The sequence below is a fragment of the Paenibacillus sp. 203 genome (assembly GCF_037027525.1).
GTDB lineage: Bacteria > Bacillota > Bacilli > Paenibacillales > Paenibacillaceae > Paenibacillus > Paenibacillus polymyxa_B.
The window spans coordinates 60,014-77,728 of the sequence record NZ_JAXCHD010000015.1 but is presented as its reverse complement, the minus strand read 5'-3'; the positions used below and the strand labels follow the sequence as shown (position 1 = coordinate 77,728).

General features: G+C 45.8%; 15 protein-coding genes and 1 other annotated feature. All 15 genes read left to right on the top strand.

All coding sequences use genetic code 11. The features are described 5' to 3' along the window. Positions 1–56: 56 nt before the first annotated feature. Positions 57–208, top strand: a sequence feature (ribosomal protein L10 leader region). A gap of 74 nt (positions 209–282) precedes the next feature. The 15 genes from rplJ (at position 283) to rplB (ending at position 17,699) form a co-directional block, all read left to right on the top strand. Then, positions 283–786, top strand: coding sequence for a 50S ribosomal protein L10 (gene rplJ, locus WA407_RS23960; RefSeq protein ID WP_013312168.1), 504 nt, complete (start codon positions 283–285; stop codon positions 784–786). A 68-nt stretch (positions 787–854) separates the two neighbouring features. Beyond that, entirely contained in the window at positions 855–1,220 is a 366-nt protein-coding gene (rplL, locus tag WA407_RS23955) for a 50S ribosomal protein L7/L12 (RefSeq protein WP_010348819.1), read from the top strand. A gap of 148 nt (positions 1,221–1,368) precedes the next feature. Then, entirely contained in the window at positions 1,369–1,971 is a 603-nt protein-coding gene (locus tag WA407_RS23950) for a class I SAM-dependent methyltransferase (RefSeq protein ID WP_336078567.1), read from the top strand. 355 nt (positions 1,972–2,326) lie between these two features. Continuing rightward, a complete protein-coding gene (gene rpoB, locus WA407_RS23945) occupies positions 2,327–5,872 on the top strand; it encodes a DNA-directed RNA polymerase subunit beta (protein ID WP_061831396.1) in 3,546 nt (1,181 codons plus the stop codon). A gap of 140 nt (positions 5,873–6,012) precedes the next feature. Next, positions 6,013–9,627 (top strand): DNA-directed RNA polymerase subunit beta', encoded by a 3,615-nt coding sequence (gene rpoC / locus WA407_RS23940; RefSeq protein WP_029514492.1) that lies wholly within the window; start codon positions 6,013–6,015, stop codon positions 9,625–9,627. Positions 9,628–9,843: 216 nt separating this feature from the next. Then, positions 9,844–10,095 carry a ribosomal L7Ae/L30e/S12e/Gadd45 family protein gene (locus tag WA407_RS23935; RefSeq protein ID WP_336078566.1) on the top strand — a complete coding sequence of 84 codons (252 nt, stop codon included), beginning with the start codon at positions 9,844–9,846 and terminating at the stop codon, positions 10,093–10,095. Positions 10,096–10,239: 144 nt separating this feature from the next. Further along, complete coding sequence (rpsL, locus tag WA407_RS23930; protein ID WP_007432587.1) at positions 10,240–10,662, top strand: 30S ribosomal protein S12; 423 nt, start codon at positions 10,240–10,242, stop codon at positions 10,660–10,662. A 50-nt stretch (positions 10,663–10,712) separates the two neighbouring features. Next, on the top strand, positions 10,713–11,183 hold the full coding sequence (gene rpsG / locus WA407_RS23925; protein WP_007432586.1) for a 30S ribosomal protein S7: 471 nt from the start codon (positions 10,713–10,715) through the stop codon (positions 11,181–11,183). A gap of 47 nt (positions 11,184–11,230) precedes the next feature. Then, positions 11,231–13,309 carry an elongation factor G gene (fusA, locus tag WA407_RS23920; protein WP_029514491.1) on the top strand — a complete coding sequence of 693 codons (2,079 nt, stop codon included), beginning with the start codon at positions 11,231–11,233 and terminating at the stop codon, positions 13,307–13,309. Between the two features lie 94 nt (positions 13,310–13,403). Further along, positions 13,404–14,594, top strand: a complete 1,191-nt coding sequence (gene tuf / locus WA407_RS23915; protein ID WP_023990558.1) for an elongation factor Tu — start codon at positions 13,404–13,406, stop codon at positions 14,592–14,594. Positions 14,595–14,933: 339 nt separating this feature from the next. Beyond that, the gene (rpsJ, locus tag WA407_RS23910) at positions 14,934–15,242 is read left to right on the top strand and encodes a 30S ribosomal protein S10 (RefSeq protein ID WP_005544556.1); all 309 of its coding nucleotides are present in this window, start codon (positions 14,934–14,936) and stop codon (positions 15,240–15,242) included. A 32-nt stretch (positions 15,243–15,274) separates the two neighbouring features. Next, the gene (gene rplC, locus WA407_RS23905; protein ID WP_013312161.1) at positions 15,275–15,898 is read left to right on the top strand and encodes a 50S ribosomal protein L3; all 624 of its coding nucleotides are present in this window, start codon (positions 15,275–15,277) and stop codon (positions 15,896–15,898) included. Between the two features lie 26 nt (positions 15,899–15,924). Further along, complete coding sequence (gene rplD / locus WA407_RS23900; protein ID WP_013312160.1) at positions 15,925–16,548, top strand: 50S ribosomal protein L4; 624 nt, start codon at positions 15,925–15,927, stop codon at positions 16,546–16,548. Next, positions 16,548–16,838, top strand: a complete 291-nt coding sequence (gene rplW, locus WA407_RS23895) for a 50S ribosomal protein L23 (RefSeq protein WP_013312159.1) — start codon at positions 16,548–16,550, stop codon at positions 16,836–16,838. Before rplD ends, rplW begins: the two co-directional genes overlap by 1 nt. Before the next feature lie 30 nt (positions 16,839–16,868). Next, positions 16,869–17,699 (top strand): 50S ribosomal protein L2, encoded by an 831-nt coding sequence (gene rplB / locus WA407_RS23890; protein WP_013312158.1) that lies wholly within the window; start codon positions 16,869–16,871, stop codon positions 17,697–17,699. Positions 17,700–17,715 lie beyond the last annotated feature (16 nt).

Here is a 17,715-nt window from a genome sequence, read left to right as displayed (position 1 = left end):
CATGTTCAATCAAATTTGTTATTCTATAAAAGTTGTGAGTCCTTGTGACTGACCATTAAAGTTGAATATGCTTACCGTAGACAGTAGGTGCTTTTGGGCTTAATTTCCTACCGAGGTGTTATGATAGAACGTTTCATGTGACGGGCTTGTCCCGTCCATGTAGATTTATCAAGCCTTCGTACTCTACGGAGGCTTTTTTCATGCTTATGAAAGCAAGCTTTGTAAGATCACCAGATTGGGTGCTTTGAACAAAGCGGATAAATTGATCAGGAGGTGTACAGTTTGGCAAATGCAAAGGTGATTCAAGCAAAACAAGAAGCTGTTGAAGTTGTAGCTGCAAAATTGCGCGAGAGCGTAACGACTGTGGTTGCAGACTATCGCGGTCTGAATGTTGCCCAAGTAACTGAGCTGCGTAAGCAGCTTCGCGAAGCCGGAATCGAATTTCAAGTGCTGAAAAACACACTGCTCCGCCGTGCAACTGCGGCAGCAGAATTGACTGAACTGGACGCAGTATTGACAGGTCCTACTGCAATCGCGTTCGGCAAAGATGATGCAGTGTCTGCAGCTAAAATCTTGAACGATTTCGCTAAGAAGAACAATGCACTGGAACTGAAAGGTGCAGTTGTAGAAGGTCGCGTTATCGGTGTTGAGGAAATCAAAGCACTGGCAGAACTGCCATCCCGCGAAGGTCTCCTTTCCATGCTCCTCAGCGTGCTTCAAGCTCCTGTGCGCAACTTCGCGCTTGCAGTTAAAGCTGTTGCAGAAAAAGAAGAGCAAAGCGCATAAGTTAGGGATTAAACCTGCTGTATAGCAGTTGAGAACAAAAAAATACGAATTTAAATGGAGGTTCAACCATGAGTAAAGAGCAAATCTTGGAAGCAATTAAAGGTATGTCCGTATTGGAACTGAACGATCTCGTGAAAGCAATCGAAGAAGAATTCGGCGTAACTGCAGCAGCTCCAGTAGCTGTAGCAGGTGGCGCAGCAGGTGGCGCAGCTGAAGCTGAGCAATCCGAGTTCGACGTAATCTTGACAAGCGCTGGCGCTTCCAAAATCAACGTTATCAAAGCAGTTCGCGAAATCACAGGTCTTGGCCTGAAAGAAGCAAAAGAACTGGTTGACAACGCTCCAAAACCACTGAAAGAAAAAATCGCTAAAGAAGAAGCTGAATCCATTAAAGCAAAATTGGAAGAAGCAGGCGCTTCTGTAGAAGTAAAATAATTGACTGCTTTCTAGCAGACAATGGACTAAAACAAACCCCTTGAGGTGATCTTCAAGGGGTTTGTTGCTGTAAAACGGTAGTACCAGCATGTCTGAAAGGTTATTGTAAAGGCTATGATGGTAGTACAACCGAAAGAGGTGGGCATGAATGGCTGATCATTATTACTCCAAGCGGCCAGAGACGGCACATGAACGACGGAGCCTGGAAACAGTGCTGCGGGGTCGGTCATACCGTTTTGCCAGCGATTCAGGCGTTTTTTCGAAGCAGGGAATTGATTACGGGAGTCGTGTGCTGATTGAAGCGATGCAGCTTCCTGTACAAGCCTCGGTATTGGATGTAGGATGCGGTTACGGCCCGATTGGTCTGGCGGCAGCCGCGCTTGTCCCAGAGGGACACGTTACAATGGTTGATATTAATGAACGAGCCGTTCAACTTGCGATAGAGAATGCGGAACGTAATGGGGTTAAGAATGTCACCATTAAGCAAAGCGATTTGTTTGCGGAAGTGAAGGATGAACGCTTTGACGTGATCTTGACGAATCCTCCTATACGTGCAGGAAAAGAAACAGTGCATACCATTTTTGAGCTTGCTTATGAGCATTTAAACGAAGGTGGAGCTTTGTGGGTAGTCATTCAGAAAAAGCAGGGGGCCCCTTCGGCGAGTGCTAAGATAGAGAGCCTTTTCGGTCATGTAGAGGAAGTTACAAAGGATAAAGGTTATCGAATTTTGAAGGCTGAAAAAAGTTTTTAAGAAAATGCAATAGGACCATTGACTTGAATCCTGGTCTGTGATATTATTATAAAATGTCAGTATTAGGATGCCCTCCATGGCTTTAGTTTGTTGAAATGTCAATAGATTTATGCGTAGTAGGTATACTATTTATCTCTATTACGTATAATACAACCATTTTGGGCAAATCTACAAGTGATGAAGATCTTCCGGTAAGAGGATTCTGCAGATACGGTGCTCTTTTTTCGAATGCATTCGAGTAAGGGCTTTTCTGTATTTGTAAGATTGAATCTTCTGTATGTGTCTTATTATAAGGTCACAAACAGAGGTTCGCAATGTATTTTTAAAGTGAGTAGACATGAGGGGTGAGTTTAAGTTGGCAGGACATCTTGTTCAATATGGTCGACGCACTCGGCGCAGTTATGCACGTATTAATGAGGTACTCGAGGTTCCGAACCTGATTGAGATCCAACAAAAATCCTATGATTGGTTTTTGGAGGAAGGATTAAGGGAAATGTTTCGGGATATTTCTCCAATTCAGGATTTCACTGGAAATCTGATTCTGGAGTTTATCGACTATTCTCTCGGAGAACCCAAATATACCGTTGACGACGCAAAGGAACGCGACGTTACGTATGCAGCACCGCTTCGGGTAAAAGTCCGGCTTATTAATAAAGAAACCGGGGAAGTGAAAGAGCAGGAAGTATTCATGGGAGACTTCCCGCTGATGACTGAAACGGGTACGTTTATTATTAACGGTGCGGAACGGGTTATTGTCAGCCAGTTGGTTCGCTCTCCCAGCGTCTATTTCAGCACAAAAGTCGACAAGAATGCGAAAACAACATACACCGCAACGGTAATTCCTAACCGGGGGGCTTGGCTCGAACTGGAGATGGATGCGAAGGATATTATCTATGTCCGGATTGACCGTACCCGTAAAATTCCGGTTACGGTGTTGCTGCGTGCGCTGGGCTTTGGCACTGATGCTGAGATTCTGGATTTGCTCGGCAATGACGAATATATCCGCAACACACTCGATAAAGACAACACGGATTCCACCGAGAAAGCGCTGATTGAAATTTATGAGCGTCTTCGTCCAGGTGAGCCGCCTACACTGGATAACGCAAAGAGCTTGCTAGTTGCTCGCTTCTTTGATCCTAAACGTTATGATCTGGCCAACGTAGGCCGTTACAAAATCAATAAAAAGCTTCACATTAAAAACCGTTTGTTCAATCAACGACTTGCTGAGACTTTGATTGATACAACAACTGGTGAAATCATCGCTGAAGCCGGTCAAATGGTAGATCGCCGCCTGTTGGACGAGATTTTGGCCCAACTGGAGGAATCAGTAGGACATCGTACGTATCATGTTGCGAGTGGTGTGCTAGAAAGCAATGATATTCCACTTCAAACAATCGATGTGTTCTCACCAATTGAGGATGGTAAAGTAGTAAAACTGATTGCTAACGGAAATATTGATAAATCGGTTAAGAATATTACGCCTGCCGATATTATTTCCTCCATTAGTTATTTTATTAACTTGCTTCACGGAATCGGAAGTACGGACGATATTGACCATTTGGGTAACCGTCGTTTGCGTTCTGTAGGTGAGTTGCTCCAAAACCAGTTCCGTATCGGTTTATCCCGTATGGAACGCGTAGTGCGCGAAAGAATGTCGATTCAGGATGCTAATGTAATTACGCCACAGGCATTGATTAACATACGTCCAGTAATTGCTTCGATTAAAGAGTTCTTTGGTAGCTCGCAGCTGTCTCAGTTTATGGATCAGACGAATCCGCTTGCTGAATTAACGCACAAACGTCGTCTGTCCGCACTCGGACCCGGCGGTTTGACGCGCGAACGTGCGGGCATGGAAGTGCGTGACGTCCATCCGAGTCACTACGGCCGCATGTGTCCTATCGAGACACCAGAGGGACCAAACATTGGTTTGATCAACTCTTTGTCCACTTTTGCACGCATTAACGAGTACGGATTTATCGAAGCTCCTTATCGTTGGGTAGATCCGAAAACCGGAAAAGTTACAGATCAGATTGATTACCTGACTGCTGATGAGGAAGATAACTACATCGTAGCTCAGGCGAATGCGGAATTGACGGAGGAAAACACCTTTAAGGATGAGGTTGTCATTGTCCGTTATAACAAACAGTCTGATAACATTATTCCGATGGCTAGTAGCCGTGTCGATTACATGGACGTATCGCCTAAACAGGTCGTATCGGTCGCGACTGCACTGATTCCGTTCTTGGAGAATGATGACTCTAACCGCGCATTGATGGGTTCCAACATGCAGCGTCAGGCTGTCCCGCTTCTGATTCCGAAGTCTCCATTGGTCGGAACAGGAATGGAGCACAAGTCTGCAAAAGATTCCGGTGTTTGCGTTGTATCCAAATACAACGGAGTTATCGAACGTTCTTCGGCTAACGAAATTTGGTTGCGTCGTATCGAAACTGTAGATGGCGCTGAGGTGAAGGGCGACATTGTTAAGTATAAATTACACAAATTTATGCGATCTAACCAAGGAACTTGCATCAACCAACGTCCGATTGTGAACAGAGGAGATATTGTCAAAGTTGGCGATATTCTTGCGGATGGTCCTTCTACAGAGATGGGTGAGTTGGCGTTGGGACGTAACGTTGTCGTTGCCTTCATGACTTGGGAAGGTTACAACTACGAGGATGCGATCTTGCTGAGTGAGAAACTGGTTAAGGAAGATGTATACACCTCGATCCATATTGAGGAATACGAATCCGAGGCTCGTGACACGAAGCTTGGACCGGAAGAAATCACTCGCGACATTCCAAATGTCGGTGAAGAAGCGCTTCGCAACTTGGATGAGCGTGGAATCATACGTATTGGTGCTGAAATTGGCGCAGGTGACATTCTCGTTGGTAAAGTAACACCTAAAGGTGTGACTGAATTGACAGCTGAAGAACGTCTCTTACACGCAATCTTTGGTGAGAAGGCACGCGAGGTTCGCGATACTTCTTTGAGAGTTCCTCACGGAACAGACGGGATTGTTGTAGATGTAAAGGTATTTACACGTGAAAATGGCGATGAACTGCCACCAGGTGTAAATCAGTTGGTTCGTGTATATATTGCTCAAAAACGTAAAATCTCCGAAGGCGATAAAATGGCTGGACGTCACGGTAACAAGGGTGTAGTTGCCCGTATTCTGCCTGAAGAAGATATGCCGTTCCTGCCGGATGGCACACCAGTACAGGTCGTTCTGAACCCGCTGGGCGTACCTTCACGGATGAACATCGGACAGGTGCTTGAAGTCCATCTGGGTATGGCTGCAATGCGTCTTGGTATTCATGTGGCAACTCCAGTATTCGATGGTGCCAAGGAATATGACGTATTCGATACAATGGAAGAGGCAGGCATGCAGCGTAATGGTAAGACTGTGTTGTATGACGGACGTACGGGTGATCGTTTTGAACGTGAAGTTACTGTCGGTGTCATGCACATGATCAAACTGGCGCACATGGTCGATGATAAAATCCATGCTCGTTCTACAGGTCCTTACTCTCTCGTTACGCAACAACCATTGGGTGGTAAAGCTCAATTCGGTGGACAGCGCTTCGGGGAGATGGAAGTATGGGCATTGGAAGCCTACGGTGCAGCGTACACGCTTCAGGAAATTTTGACTGTGAAATCTGATGATGTGGTTGGACGTGTTAAAACTTACGAATCCATTGTCAAAGGTGAAAATGTACCTGAACCGGGTGTTCCAGAATCATTTAAGGTCTTGATCAAAGAGCTGCAAAGCTTGGGTATGGACGTGAAGATTCTGTCTGAAGACGAACAAGAGATCGAAATGAGAGAGCTTGATGATGAGGATGACACAACCGGCGATAAGTTGAGTTTGAATCTGGAAGGCTCTGAGGTTGGCGTAGAGTAGTTTGACTGCTGACTGACTCATATCAGCTTTGTTATATACCTTGATCCATTCTAGGATGGATCAGGTTTCTTGATACCGCCCGGTGCTGCTGGGCGGTATCAAACCTAAAAACTCAGGATTTGGTTAAGGAGGGTTGCTCCTTGTTGGACGTTAACAATTTCGAATATATGAAAATCGGGCTTGCTTCCCCCGAAAAGATTCGTTCTTGGTCCCGCGGAGAAGTCAAAAAACCGGAGACGATTAACTATCGTACGCTTAAACCGGAAAAAGAAGGACTATTTTGCGAGAAAATTTTCGGACCTACGAAAGACTGGGAATGTCATTGCGGTAAGTACAAACGTGTACGTTATAAAGGTGTTGTCTGTGACCGTTGTGGAGTAGAAGTTACTCGCGCTAAGGTTCGCCGTGAGCGTATGGGCCATATTGAGTTGGCTGCTCCTGTATCGCACATTTGGTACTTTAAAGGCATTCCAAGTCGTATGGGTCTTGCTCTTGATATGTCTCCAAGATCTCTGGAAGAGATCATTTACTTCGCATCTTATGTTGTAACCGATCCAGGAGATACGCCTTTGGAGAAAAAGCAACTCCTGTCCGAGAAAGAATACCGTAGCTACCGTGAGAAATACGGCTATGGCTTCCAGGCAGGTATGGGTGCTGAAGCGGTTAAAAAGCTTCTTCAAGATTTGGATATAGACAAAGAATTAGAATTCTTGAAAGAAGAGCTGCGTACAGCTCAAGGACAACGTCGTAACCGTGCGATCAAACGCCTTGAAGTTATTGAGGCATTCCGTAACTCGGGCAACCAACCGGATTGGATGATCATGGACGTACTTCCTGTTATTCCTCCTGAGCTTCGTCCGATGGTACAGTTGGATGGTGGTCGTTTCGCTACCTCTGACCTTAACGACTTGTATCGTCGTGTTATTAACCGTAATAACCGTCTGAAACGGTTGTTAGATCTAGGTGCGCCAGATATTATCGTGCAAAATGAAAAACGGATGTTGCAGGAAGCTGTTGACGCCTTGATTGATAATGGTCGTCGTGGTCGTCCTGTTACAGGTCCAGGTAACCGTCCTTTAAAATCCCTCAGCCACATGCTGAAAGGTAAACAAGGACGTTTCCGTCAGAACTTGCTCGGAAAACGTGTTGACTACTCTGGTCGTTCCGTTATCGTTGTAGGCCCGTACTTGAAAATGTATCAATGCGGTTTGCCAAAAGAAATGGCACTGGAACTGTTCAAACCTTTTGTTATGAAGGAACTGGTGAACAAAGGTTTGGCGCACAATATCAAGAGCGCGAAGCGTAAAGTTGAGCGTGTGAGTGCAGAAGTATGGGATGTGCTGGAAGAAGTAATCAAGGAGCATCCAGTTCTTCTGAACCGTGCCCCTACGCTGCATAGACTCGGTATCCAGGCGTTCGAACCGATTTTGGTTGAAGGCCGTGCGATTCGTCTGCATCCGCTCGTATGTACTGCATATAATGCCGACTTTGACGGTGACCAAATGGCTGTTCACGTTCCGTTGTCTGCGGAAGCCCAAGCTGAAGCTCGTTTGCTTATGCTAGCATCCGGCAACATTTTGAATCCGAAAGACGGCAAGCCAGTTGTTACACCTTCCCAGGATATGGTTCTTGGTTCTTTCTATCTGACTATGGATAACAAAGAAGAAGAAGGAAGCAATATGATCCTTCGCAACATGAATGAAGCTATATCGGCTTACCAACGTGGTACAGCTGGACTTCATGCTCGTGTAGCTATTCCGGTTAAAGCTTTGAATAAAACGAGCTTTACGGAAAAACAACAGGAAGCGATGTTGATCACAACGGTTGGTAAAATTATCTTTAATGAAATTTTCCCGGCAAGCTTCCCGTACATCAATGATGCTACCCGTGCGAACCTGCTTTATGGTACTGCGGAGGAGTTCTTTGTTTACGAGAAGGGTGTAAATCTTACAGAAGCCATTCAAAACGCTCCGCAAGCTAGCGGGGTAGGCAAGGATTACCTTGGTAATATCATTGCACGTTGTTTTGAGACTTACCATACAACAGAAACAGCTGTAATTCTGGATAAAATCAAGCAGCTTGGCTTTACGTATTCCACTCGTGCAGGGGTAACCGTTGCTGTGTCGGACGTAATCGTGCCGGTGGAAAAACAAGAGATTCTTAAGGGATCCGAAGACAAAGCGCAAGTTGTAACGAATCAGTACCGTCGTGGTCTGATTACGAATGAAGAACGCTATGACCGGATTATCGATATTTGGTCTAAAGCGAAAGATGATATTACTGAAGTATTGATGAAGTCCATGGATCGCTACAACTCCATCATGATGATGGTGGACTCCAAAGCGCGGGGTAACAAATCACAGATTACTCAGCTCGGCGGTATGCGTGGTCTGATGGCCAATCCATCCGGACGTATTATCGAACTCCCAATCAAATCAAACTTCCGTGAAGGTCTGACAGTACTCGAGTACTTCATCTCTACTCACGGAGCGCGTAAAGGTTTGGCGGATACAGCCCTTCGTACGGCTGACTCCGGTTACCTGACTCGTCGTCTCGTAGATGTGGCGCAGGATGTTATCGTGCGCGAAGAAGACTGCGGAACGGATAAAGGCTTCACAGTAAGTCGTATCCAGGACGGTAAAGAAGTAATTGAGGATCTCTATGACCGTCTGGAAGGTCGCTATTGCTTTGAAACAGTACGTCATCCTGAGACTGGCGAGATTTTGGCTAGACGTAACGAATTGATTGACTCCGATAAAGCTGAAGCGATTGTTAAAGCTGGTGTACACAAAGTTCAGATTCGTTCTGTACTAAGTTGCCGTGCTAAACATGGCGTCTGCAAGAAATGTTACGGTCGCAATCTGGCTACTGGTAAACACGTTGAGATTGGTGAAGCAGTTGGTATCATCGCTGCACAATCCATCGGTGAGCCAGGAACACAGCTTACTATGCGTACGTTCCACACAGGCGGCGTAGCGGGTGACGATATTACACAAGGTTTGCCTCGTATCCAGGAGCTTTTTGAAGCACGTAATCCTAAGGGTCAGGCAACTATTAGTGAAATTGACGGTACAGTTAAAGAAGTTCGTGAAGGTAAAGACCGCCGTGAGATCGACATTCAGGGTGAAGCCGAAACGAAAACATACTCAGTAACGTATGGTTCCCGCCTGCGCGTAAGCGAAGGTATGACTGTTGAAGCTGGGGACGAACTGACGGATGGTTCGATTGATCCTAAAGAAATGCTGCGTATTAAAGGTATTCGCGGGGTACAGAACTATATCCTTCAGGAAGTTCAACGCGTATACCGGAACCAGGGCGTAGAAATCAACGACAAGCACGTAGAAGTTATGATTCGTCAAATGTTGCGTAAAATCCGTATCATTGATGCGGGCGACACGATCTTACTTCCAGGCTCCTTTGTTGATGTCCATGAGTATGAAAATGCAAACAAGATAGCGATTCTCAGCGGCCAAGAACCAGCGGTAGCCAAGCCGGTACTGCTCGGTATTACCAAGGCATCTCTGGAAACTGACTCCTTCTTGTCAGCAGCATCCTTCCAGGAAACTACTCGTGTCCTGACTGATGCAGCTATTAAAGGCAAGGTCGATCAGTTGCTTGGACTGAAAGAGAACGTAATTATTGGTAAATTGATTCCTGCGGGAACAGGTATGAACCGTTACCGTAGCGTGAAATTTGCCCAACCGGAAGAGGGGCAGTCTCCATCTGAGGAGCTCGAACCAATTTCGGCCGAGTAATATAAAAATAGTATGATTGCCGGAACACCGTAGACATAAGCTTTGCATAAAAGCTACAGCAGACGGTGCTCCGGTGCTTTTCAAAAATGAATCGTACTATTCTGTTTAAATGAATTATAGTTTATAATTGTCTTGACATTACTTATAGTCAATGCTAATATAGCAAAGGTGCGTGAGCAGCCTATATGCTATTGGGTCTTTTCGGAGGAATGAGATATGTCTAAAGAACAAGGACTGCAAGATGCTCATGTCAAAATCGGTACCAAACAAACCATTCTTATGGTAGAATTGGGCTTTGCCTCAGAAGTATATGTGGCAGAAGACGCAGATCAGCGTCTCACTTCCAACATCATTGCTTTGTGCAACAAGCAAGGAGTCAAAGTGACTCTCGTAGACACAATGAAAAATCTCGGAGCTGCATGTGGGATTGAAGTGGGAGCCGCAATGGCTGCTATCGTAAAACAATAGGGTAAGGAACGTTTTTGTCTAAGGAATTGTTATTCTTGGCGGCAAAGACTTTTCATTTGTTCTTTTATGAACCGCCTGGGTCTGTGGGCTTAGATAAGGTTTGTAAAGTAACAGCAAAAATTGAGGAAGGGGGTGGCAACCAACATGCCAACTATTAACCAACTGGTTCGTAAAGGACGTCAAGCCAAAATCGAGAAATCGAAATCACCGGCTTTGCAAAAAGGTTTTAATGCCTTGAAACGTGAAGCTACCGACATCAGTGCCCCGCAAAAACGCGGAGTGTGCACTCGTGTAGGTACTATGACTCCGAAAAAACCAAACTCCGCACTTCGTAAATATGCTCGTGTTCGCTTGACGAACCGTGTAGAGGTGACTGCTTACATTCCAGGTATTGGACATAACCTTCAAGAACACAGCGTAGTGCTGATTCGCGGCGGTCGTGTAAAAGACCTTCCGGGTGTGCGTTACCACATCGTTCGCGGTGCTTTGGATACTGCAGGCGTAAACAACCGCATGCAAGCTCGTTCCAAATACGGCGCAAAACGCCCTAAAGCTAAAAAATCCTAATGAATATAAACCGCGTATGTCGGTTTAACATGTAAGAAAGGGGGATATCCATGCCACGCAAAGGTCCAGTTACCAAAAGAGACGTGTTGCCAGATCCGGTATACAACAGCAAGTTGGTTACCCGCTTGATCAACCGCATCATGCTCGACGGAAAACGAGGCGTTGCTCAAAGCATTCTGTACAATGCGTTCAAGCTTATCCAAGAACGTACGGGGAATGACCCGATGGAAGTTTTTGAAGCAGCTATCAAGAATATCATGCCAGTCCTGGAAGTTAAAGCACGCCGTGTCGGCGGTGCCAACTACCAAGTACCAATCGAGGTAAAACCAGAAAGACGTACGTCCCTGGGATTACGTTGGCTCGTAAACTACTCCCGCAACCGCGGTGAGAAAACCATGGAAGAGCGTTTGGCGGCTGAAATTATTGATGCTTCCAACAACACAGGCGCTTCCGTGAAAAAACGTGAAGACACGCACAAAATGGCTGAAGCGAACAAAGCGTTTGCTCACTATCGTTGGTAGGATTCAGCTCAAAAAAATAACTTCAATTTTGAAGGGAGACCCATTTCATGGCAAGAGAGTTCTCCTTGAAAAATACACGTAATATCGGGATCATGGCTCATATTGACGCGGGTAAAACCACAACAACAGAGCGGATCTTGTTCTACACAGGCCGTACGCACAAAATCGGTGAAGTTCACGAAGGCGCTGCGACAATGGACTGGATGGAACAAGAACAAGAGCGCGGAATCACGATTACTTCCGCTGCGACGACCGCTGCCTGGAAAGGTCACCGCGTCAATATCATCGACACCCCGGGGCACGTTGACTTCACTGTTGAAGTTGAACGTTCCCTTCGTGTATTGGACGGAGCAGTTGGTGTTTTCAGTGCGAAAGAAGGCGTTGAGCCTCAGTCCGAAACCGTATGGAGACAGGCTGATCGCTACGGCGTTCCACGGATCGCATATGTAAACAAAATGGATATCATTGGTGCCGACTTCCTGAATGTTGTCTCTGACATGCGTGATCGCCTTCAAGCGAACGCAGTTGCGATTCAATTGCCAATCGGCGCAGAAAATGATTTTACTGGTATTATCGATATCGTTGAACAAAAAGCTCATATGTACAAAGATGATCTTGGTCAAGATATCGAAGAAGTAGAAGTTCCTGCGGAATTCAAAGATCAAGTTGAAGAACTTCGTAATGAATTGATCGAGAAGGTTGCTGAACTGGACGAAGAATTGACAATGAAATACCTGGAAGGCGAAGAAATTTCGGTTGCCGAAATTAAAGCCGCTCTCCGTAAAGGTGTTGTAGAAGTTAAAATCTTCCCAGTTATCTGTGGATCTTCTTACCGCAATAAAGGTGTTCAGCTGATGTTGGATGCTGTTCTCGACTATTTGCCGGCTCCTATTGATGTGCCAAGTATTCAAGGGCATTTGGAAGACGGTACGGAAGTTGAACGTCACTCTTCCGATGAAGAGCCATTCTCCGCATTGGCATTCAAAATCATGACGGATCCTTACGTTGGTAAGTTGACATTCTTCCGCGTATACTCCGGTGTTCTTCAATCCGGTTCTTACGTATTGAATGCAACAAAAGGTAAACGCGAACGTATCGGACGTATTCTTCAAATGCATGCGAACAGTCGTCAAGAAATCACTGTAGTTTACTCTGGTGATATTGCGGCTGCCGTAGGTTTGAAAGATACAGGTACAGGTGATACACTGTGTGATGAGAAGAGTCCTGTTATTCTCGAGTCCATGAACTTCCCTGATCCGGTTATTGAAATCGCGGTTGAGCCTAAAACCAAAGCTGACCAAGATAAAATGTCTGTAGCTCTCGGTAAGTTGACTGAAGAGGATCCAACTCTTCGCGCTCATACTAACGAAGAAACAGGTCAAACCATCTTGGCGGGTATGGGTGAGCTTCACTTGGACATCATCATTGACCGTATGCGTCGTGAGTTCAAGGTAGAAACAAATGTGGGTAAACCACAGGTTGCTTACCGTGAAACGTTCCGTGCTCCAGCACGTGTCGAAGGTAAATTCGTTCGTCAGTCCGGTGGTCGTGGTCAATATGGTCACGTATGGGTTGAGTTCGAACCACTCGAGCCAGGTACTGGTAGTCAATTCGAAAGTAAGGTAGTCGGCGGCTCTGTTCCTAGAGAGTACATCGCTCCTGCTCTTGCTGGTATTGAGGAACAAATGAAAAACGGCGTTATCGCAGGCTTCCCGCTTGTGGACGTTAAAGCTACAATCGTGGACGGATCATACCATGATGTCGATTCCAATGAAATGGCATTTAAAATTGCCGGATCAATGGCGCTGAAAGCAGCGAAAGACAAATGTAAACCAGTATTGCTCGAGCCGATTATGAAAGTTGAAGTAACGGTTCCTGAGGAATATATGGGTGACGTAATGGGTATGTTGAACTCCCGTCGTGGTCGGATTGAAGGTATGGATTCCCGCAGTGGAGCTCAAATCATTCGTGCGAAGGTGCCTTTGTCCGAAATGTTCGGATACTCGACTACACTTCGCTCCGGTACACAAGGACGCGGCGTGTTCTCCATGGAACTCTCTCATTATGAAGAAGTACCGAAGAGCATTGCTGAAGAGATCGTTGCCAAAACCAAAGGCGGCGAGTAATACAATGTATCAGCTGACCGGTATGCTTAAGGTTTTACCAAAAAGGCATCCGGCAGCCTAAAATAAAACAAGTTATTGAGGAGGAATTGTTCAAATGGCAAAGGCTAAGTTTGAACGTAACAAACCGCACGTTAATATCGGTACTATTGGTCACGTCGATCATGGTAAAACTACTTTGACTGCTGCAATCACAACTGTATTGTCCAAAACTTACGGTGGTGCTGCTGTAGCATTCGATCAAATCGATAAAGCTCCAGAAGAGCGCGAACGCGGTATCACAATCTCCACTGCACACGTGGAATATGAAACACCTAACCGTCACTATGCACACGTTGACTGCCCAGGTCACGCCGACTATGTTAAAAACATGATCACTGGCGCTGCACAAATGGACGGAGCGATCCTGGTTGTATCCGCAGCTGACGGCCCAATGCCGCAAACTCGTGAGCACATCCTGTTGTCCCGCCAAGTTGGTGTTCCTTACATCGTTGTATTCCTGAACAAATGCGACATGGTTGAAGACGAAGAGTTGCTGGAATTGGTTGAAATGGAAGTTCGCGACTTGCTGAGCGAGTATGACTTCCCAGGCGACGACACTCCAATCACTCGCGGTTCCGCTCGTGAAGCACTGCAAAACCCAGATGGCGACTGGGCTAAAAAAATCGTTGAAATGTTCGAAACAATCGACACTTACATCCCAACTCCAGAACGCGACACTGACAAGCCTTTCCTTATGCCTGTCGAGGACGTATTCTCCATCACTGGTCGTGGTACAGTTGCTACAGGCCGTGTAGAGCGTGGTACAGTTAAAGTGGGCGACGAAATCGAAATCATCGGTATTCAAGAAGAATCCCGTAAATCCGTAGTAACAGGCGTAGAAATGTTCCGTAAATTGCTTGATTCCGCTCAAGCTGGTGACAACATCGGCGCACTGCTTCGCGGTGTAGATCGTGCACAAATCGAGCGTGGCCAAGTATTGGCTAAACCAGGTTCTGTTAACCCACATACAGAATTTTCTGCTCAAATCTACGTTTTGACTAAAGAAGAAGGCGGACGTCACAAACCTTTCTTCACTGGTTACCGTCCACAGTTCTACTTCCGTACAACTGACGTAACTGGTATCATTACTTTGCCAGAAGGTTCCGAAATGGTAATGCCTGGTGATAACATCACAGTTACTGTTCAACTGATCAACCCGATCGCTATCGAAGAAGGAACTAAGTTCTCTATTCGTGAAGGTGGACGTACAGTTGGCGCTGGTGCTGTAGCAACAATCTCCAAATAAGAAGGCTTTAGCCTTTAAATAGAGCAACAGTGTACTGGAACGAGTAACGTTGTATTGGAACGAAGCTAAACGAGCCCCTGCCCTGGTGCGGGGGCTTTTCTCTTGGGGAAAATCGCGAGCTGCGAGCACAACTGCATCTCTTGAAAATAAGATGCATTGTTTTTTCGTTTTTGCTTGCAATAGGCAGAACTATTCGATATAATAACTAATGTTGTTTGTGACTGTGCGATGATGTGAGAGGTTACTGACACACCCGGCCCCTTTGCCATGGGAGGGCTGTCGGAAAATTTTCACGGAGTATGTCCGATACCAAATTGGGCGATAGAAGGAGGGACTAAAATGGCAAAGCAAAAAATTCGTATTCGTTTGAAAGCTTACGATCATAGAATTCTTGATCAATCCGCTGAGAAAATTGTTGAAACAGCTAAACGTTCGGGCGCAGGTGTATCCGGGCCAATTCCGCTGCCAACTGAAAAACAAATCATTACTATTCTCCGTGCGGTACACAAGTACAAGGATTCCCGGGAGCAGTTCGAAATGCGCACACACAAGCGTTTGATCGACATTGTTAACCCGACTCCACAAACTGTGGATGCCTTGATGCGCTTGGACCTGCCGTCCGGTGTAGATATCGAAATTAAATTGTAATATGTAATTAGGAAAAGAAATGAGGTGTCAACATGAAAGGTATCTTAGGAAAAAAACTCGGAATGACTCAAGTGTTTACCCCTGAAGGTAACGTACTTGCTGTTACGGTTATCGAAGCAGGTCCTTGTGTTGTTCTGCAAAAGAAAGATCTGGAAAACGATGGATACGAAGCTATCCAACTCGGTTTCTCTGATAAGAAAGAAAAAAGATCCAACAAACCTGAAGCAGGACATGCGAAAAAAGCAAATACTGCACCTAAGCGCTACGTTCGTGAACTTCGTGGCATCGACCTTGCTGCGTACGAGGTTGGCCAAGAACTGAAGGCTGATGTCTTCACAGAAGGCGAGTTCGTTGACGTAACAGGTATTTCTAAAGGTAAAGGTTTTGCCGGCGTTATCAAACGTTGGGGACAAAGCCGCGGACCAATGGCACACGGTTCGCGTTACCACAGAGGTCCAGGTTCTATGGGTTCCATTCAAGCTAACCGCGTTCCTAAAGGTAAACACCTTCCAGGACACATGGGGCATGAAACGGTAACGATCCAACGTCTTGAAGTTGTTAAGATCGATACAGAACGTAATGTATTGCTCGTGAAAGGTTCCATTCCAGGACCTAAAAATAGCTTCGTTAAAGTATTAGAAACGGTGAAAAAATAAACAACTGAAGAAAGGAGGAACACGAAATGCCAAAAGTAGCACTATTTAATATTAGCGGCAGCCAAGTTGGTGAAATTGAATTGAACGACGCAGTGTTCGGTATCGAGCCGAATAAGCACGTTCTTCATGACGCTGTTGTTATGCAATTGGCTTCCCTGCGTCAAGGTACTCACAAAGTAAAAGGACGTTCTGAAGTACGTGGTGGCGGACGTAAACCTTGGAAACAAAAAGGTACTGGTCGCGCTCGTCAAGGTTCGATCCGTGCACCGCAATGGGTTGGTGGCGGTACTGTATTCGGTCCGACTCCACGCAGCTATGCTTACAAATTGCCTAAAAAAGTTCGTCGTCTGGCGATCAAATCGGCGTTGTCATCCAAAGTGATTGAGAATGAAATTATCGTATTGGACGCTCTTACACTGAACGGACCTAAAACGAAAGAATTCGCAGCCATTTTGAATAACCTTAAAGCTGATCGTAAAGCATTGATCGTAGCTCCTAGCTATGATGATAATGTAGCACTGTCCGCTCGTAATATTCCTGGTGTGAAGTTTGTAGCCGCAGACGGCATTAATGTTCTTGATGTGCTCGGACACGACAAACTGATCATTACGAAGGAAGCAGTTCAGAAGGTAGAGGAGGTGCTCGCGTAATGAAGGATCCTCGTGATATTATCAAACGTCCGGTTATCACCGAACGTACGGCTGGTATGATGAATGACTTGAAATACGTTTTCGAGGTTGACATTCGTTCTAACAAAGTCGAAGTAAAAAAAGCAATCGAAGCCATTTTTAACGTGAAAGTAAGTAACGTAAATACGCTTCGTGTTCCTGCAAAACCAAAACGCTACGGACGTCATTCCGGCTATACGAGCGAGTGGAAGAAAGCGTTCGTAACGCTGAGCAAAGACAGTAAGCCGCTTGAGTTTTTTGAAACGGTATAATTGAAACTGTAAAGTAAGGAGGGAAACTCAGTGCCAATTAAAAAGTATAAACCAACGTCCCCGGCCAGACGTGCTATGTCTGTATCTACTTTCGAGGAGATTACAACTAATCAGCCCGAGAAATCGTTGCTGGCACCTCTGAGCAAGCAAGCTGGACGCAATAACCAAGGTAAAATTACAGTTCGTCATCAAGGCGGCGGACACAAACGTAAATACCGTATTATTGACTTCAAACGTAACAAAGATGGAATACCGGGCCGCGTTGCTACGATCGAATATGATCCAAACCGTACGTCCAACATCGCACTTATCCACTATGTGGATGGTGAAAAACGTTACATCATCGCTCCTAAAGGTCTGAAAGTAGGAGACGAAGTGGTATCCGGTGCGGGTTCCGATATCAAAATCGGTAACTCCTTGCCGTTGGAAAACATTCCAGTAGGTACGGTTATCCACAACATCGAATTGAAACCGGGTAAAGGTGGCCAACTCGTTCGCGCCGCTGGTACGGAAGCCCAACTTCTTGGTAAAGAAGAAAAGTATGTTACAATTCGTTTGACTTCTGGTGAAGTTCGTCGCATTCTGAAAGTTTGCCGCGCTACAATCGGTTCTGTAGGTAACGAAGACCACGAACTGGTGAAAATCGGTAAAGCTGGTCGTAGTCGCTGGTTGGGACAACGTCCTGAAGTTCGCGGTGTTGTAATGAACCCTAACGATCACCCGCACGGTGGTGGTGAAGGTCGCGCTCCAATCGGACGTAAATCTCCAATGTCTCCATGGGGTAAACCAACCCTTGGTTACAAGACACGTAAAAAAGGTAAAGCATCTGATAAGTACATCGTTCGTCGTCGTACTAAGTAATAAAACGTGCGCTTGA

What these genes read in the sequence shown, in the direction of transcription:
- rplL (WP_010348819.1), top strand. Translation starts at nt 855, where the DNA reads ATGAGTAAAGAGCAAATCTTGGAAGCAATTAAAGGTATGTCCGTATTG.
- WA407_RS23950 (WP_336078567.1), top strand. Translation starts at nt 1,369, where the DNA reads ATGGCTGATCATTATTACTCCAAGCGGCCAGAGACGGCACATGAACGA.
- WA407_RS23935 (WP_336078566.1), top strand. Translation starts at nt 9,844, where the DNA reads ATGTCTAAAGAACAAGGACTGCAAGATGCTCATGTCAAAATCGGTACC.
- rpsL (WP_007432587.1), top strand. Translation starts at nt 10,240, where the DNA reads ATGCCAACTATTAACCAACTGGTTCGTAAAGGACGTCAAGCCAAAATC.
- rpsG (WP_007432586.1), top strand. Translation starts at nt 10,713, where the DNA reads ATGCCACGCAAAGGTCCAGTTACCAAAAGAGACGTGTTGCCAGATCCG.
- fusA (WP_029514491.1), top strand. Translation starts at nt 11,231, where the DNA reads ATGGCAAGAGAGTTCTCCTTGAAAAATACACGTAATATCGGGATCATG.
- tuf (WP_023990558.1), top strand. Translation starts at nt 13,404, where the DNA reads ATGGCAAAGGCTAAGTTTGAACGTAACAAACCGCACGTTAATATCGGT.
- rpsJ (WP_005544556.1), top strand. Translation starts at nt 14,934, where the DNA reads ATGGCAAAGCAAAAAATTCGTATTCGTTTGAAAGCTTACGATCATAGA.
- rplC (WP_013312161.1), top strand. Translation starts at nt 15,275, where the DNA reads ATGAAAGGTATCTTAGGAAAAAAACTCGGAATGACTCAAGTGTTTACC.
- rplD (WP_013312160.1), top strand. Translation starts at nt 15,925, where the DNA reads ATGCCAAAAGTAGCACTATTTAATATTAGCGGCAGCCAAGTTGGTGAA.
- rplW (WP_013312159.1), top strand. Translation starts at nt 16,548, where the DNA reads ATGAAGGATCCTCGTGATATTATCAAACGTCCGGTTATCACCGAACGT.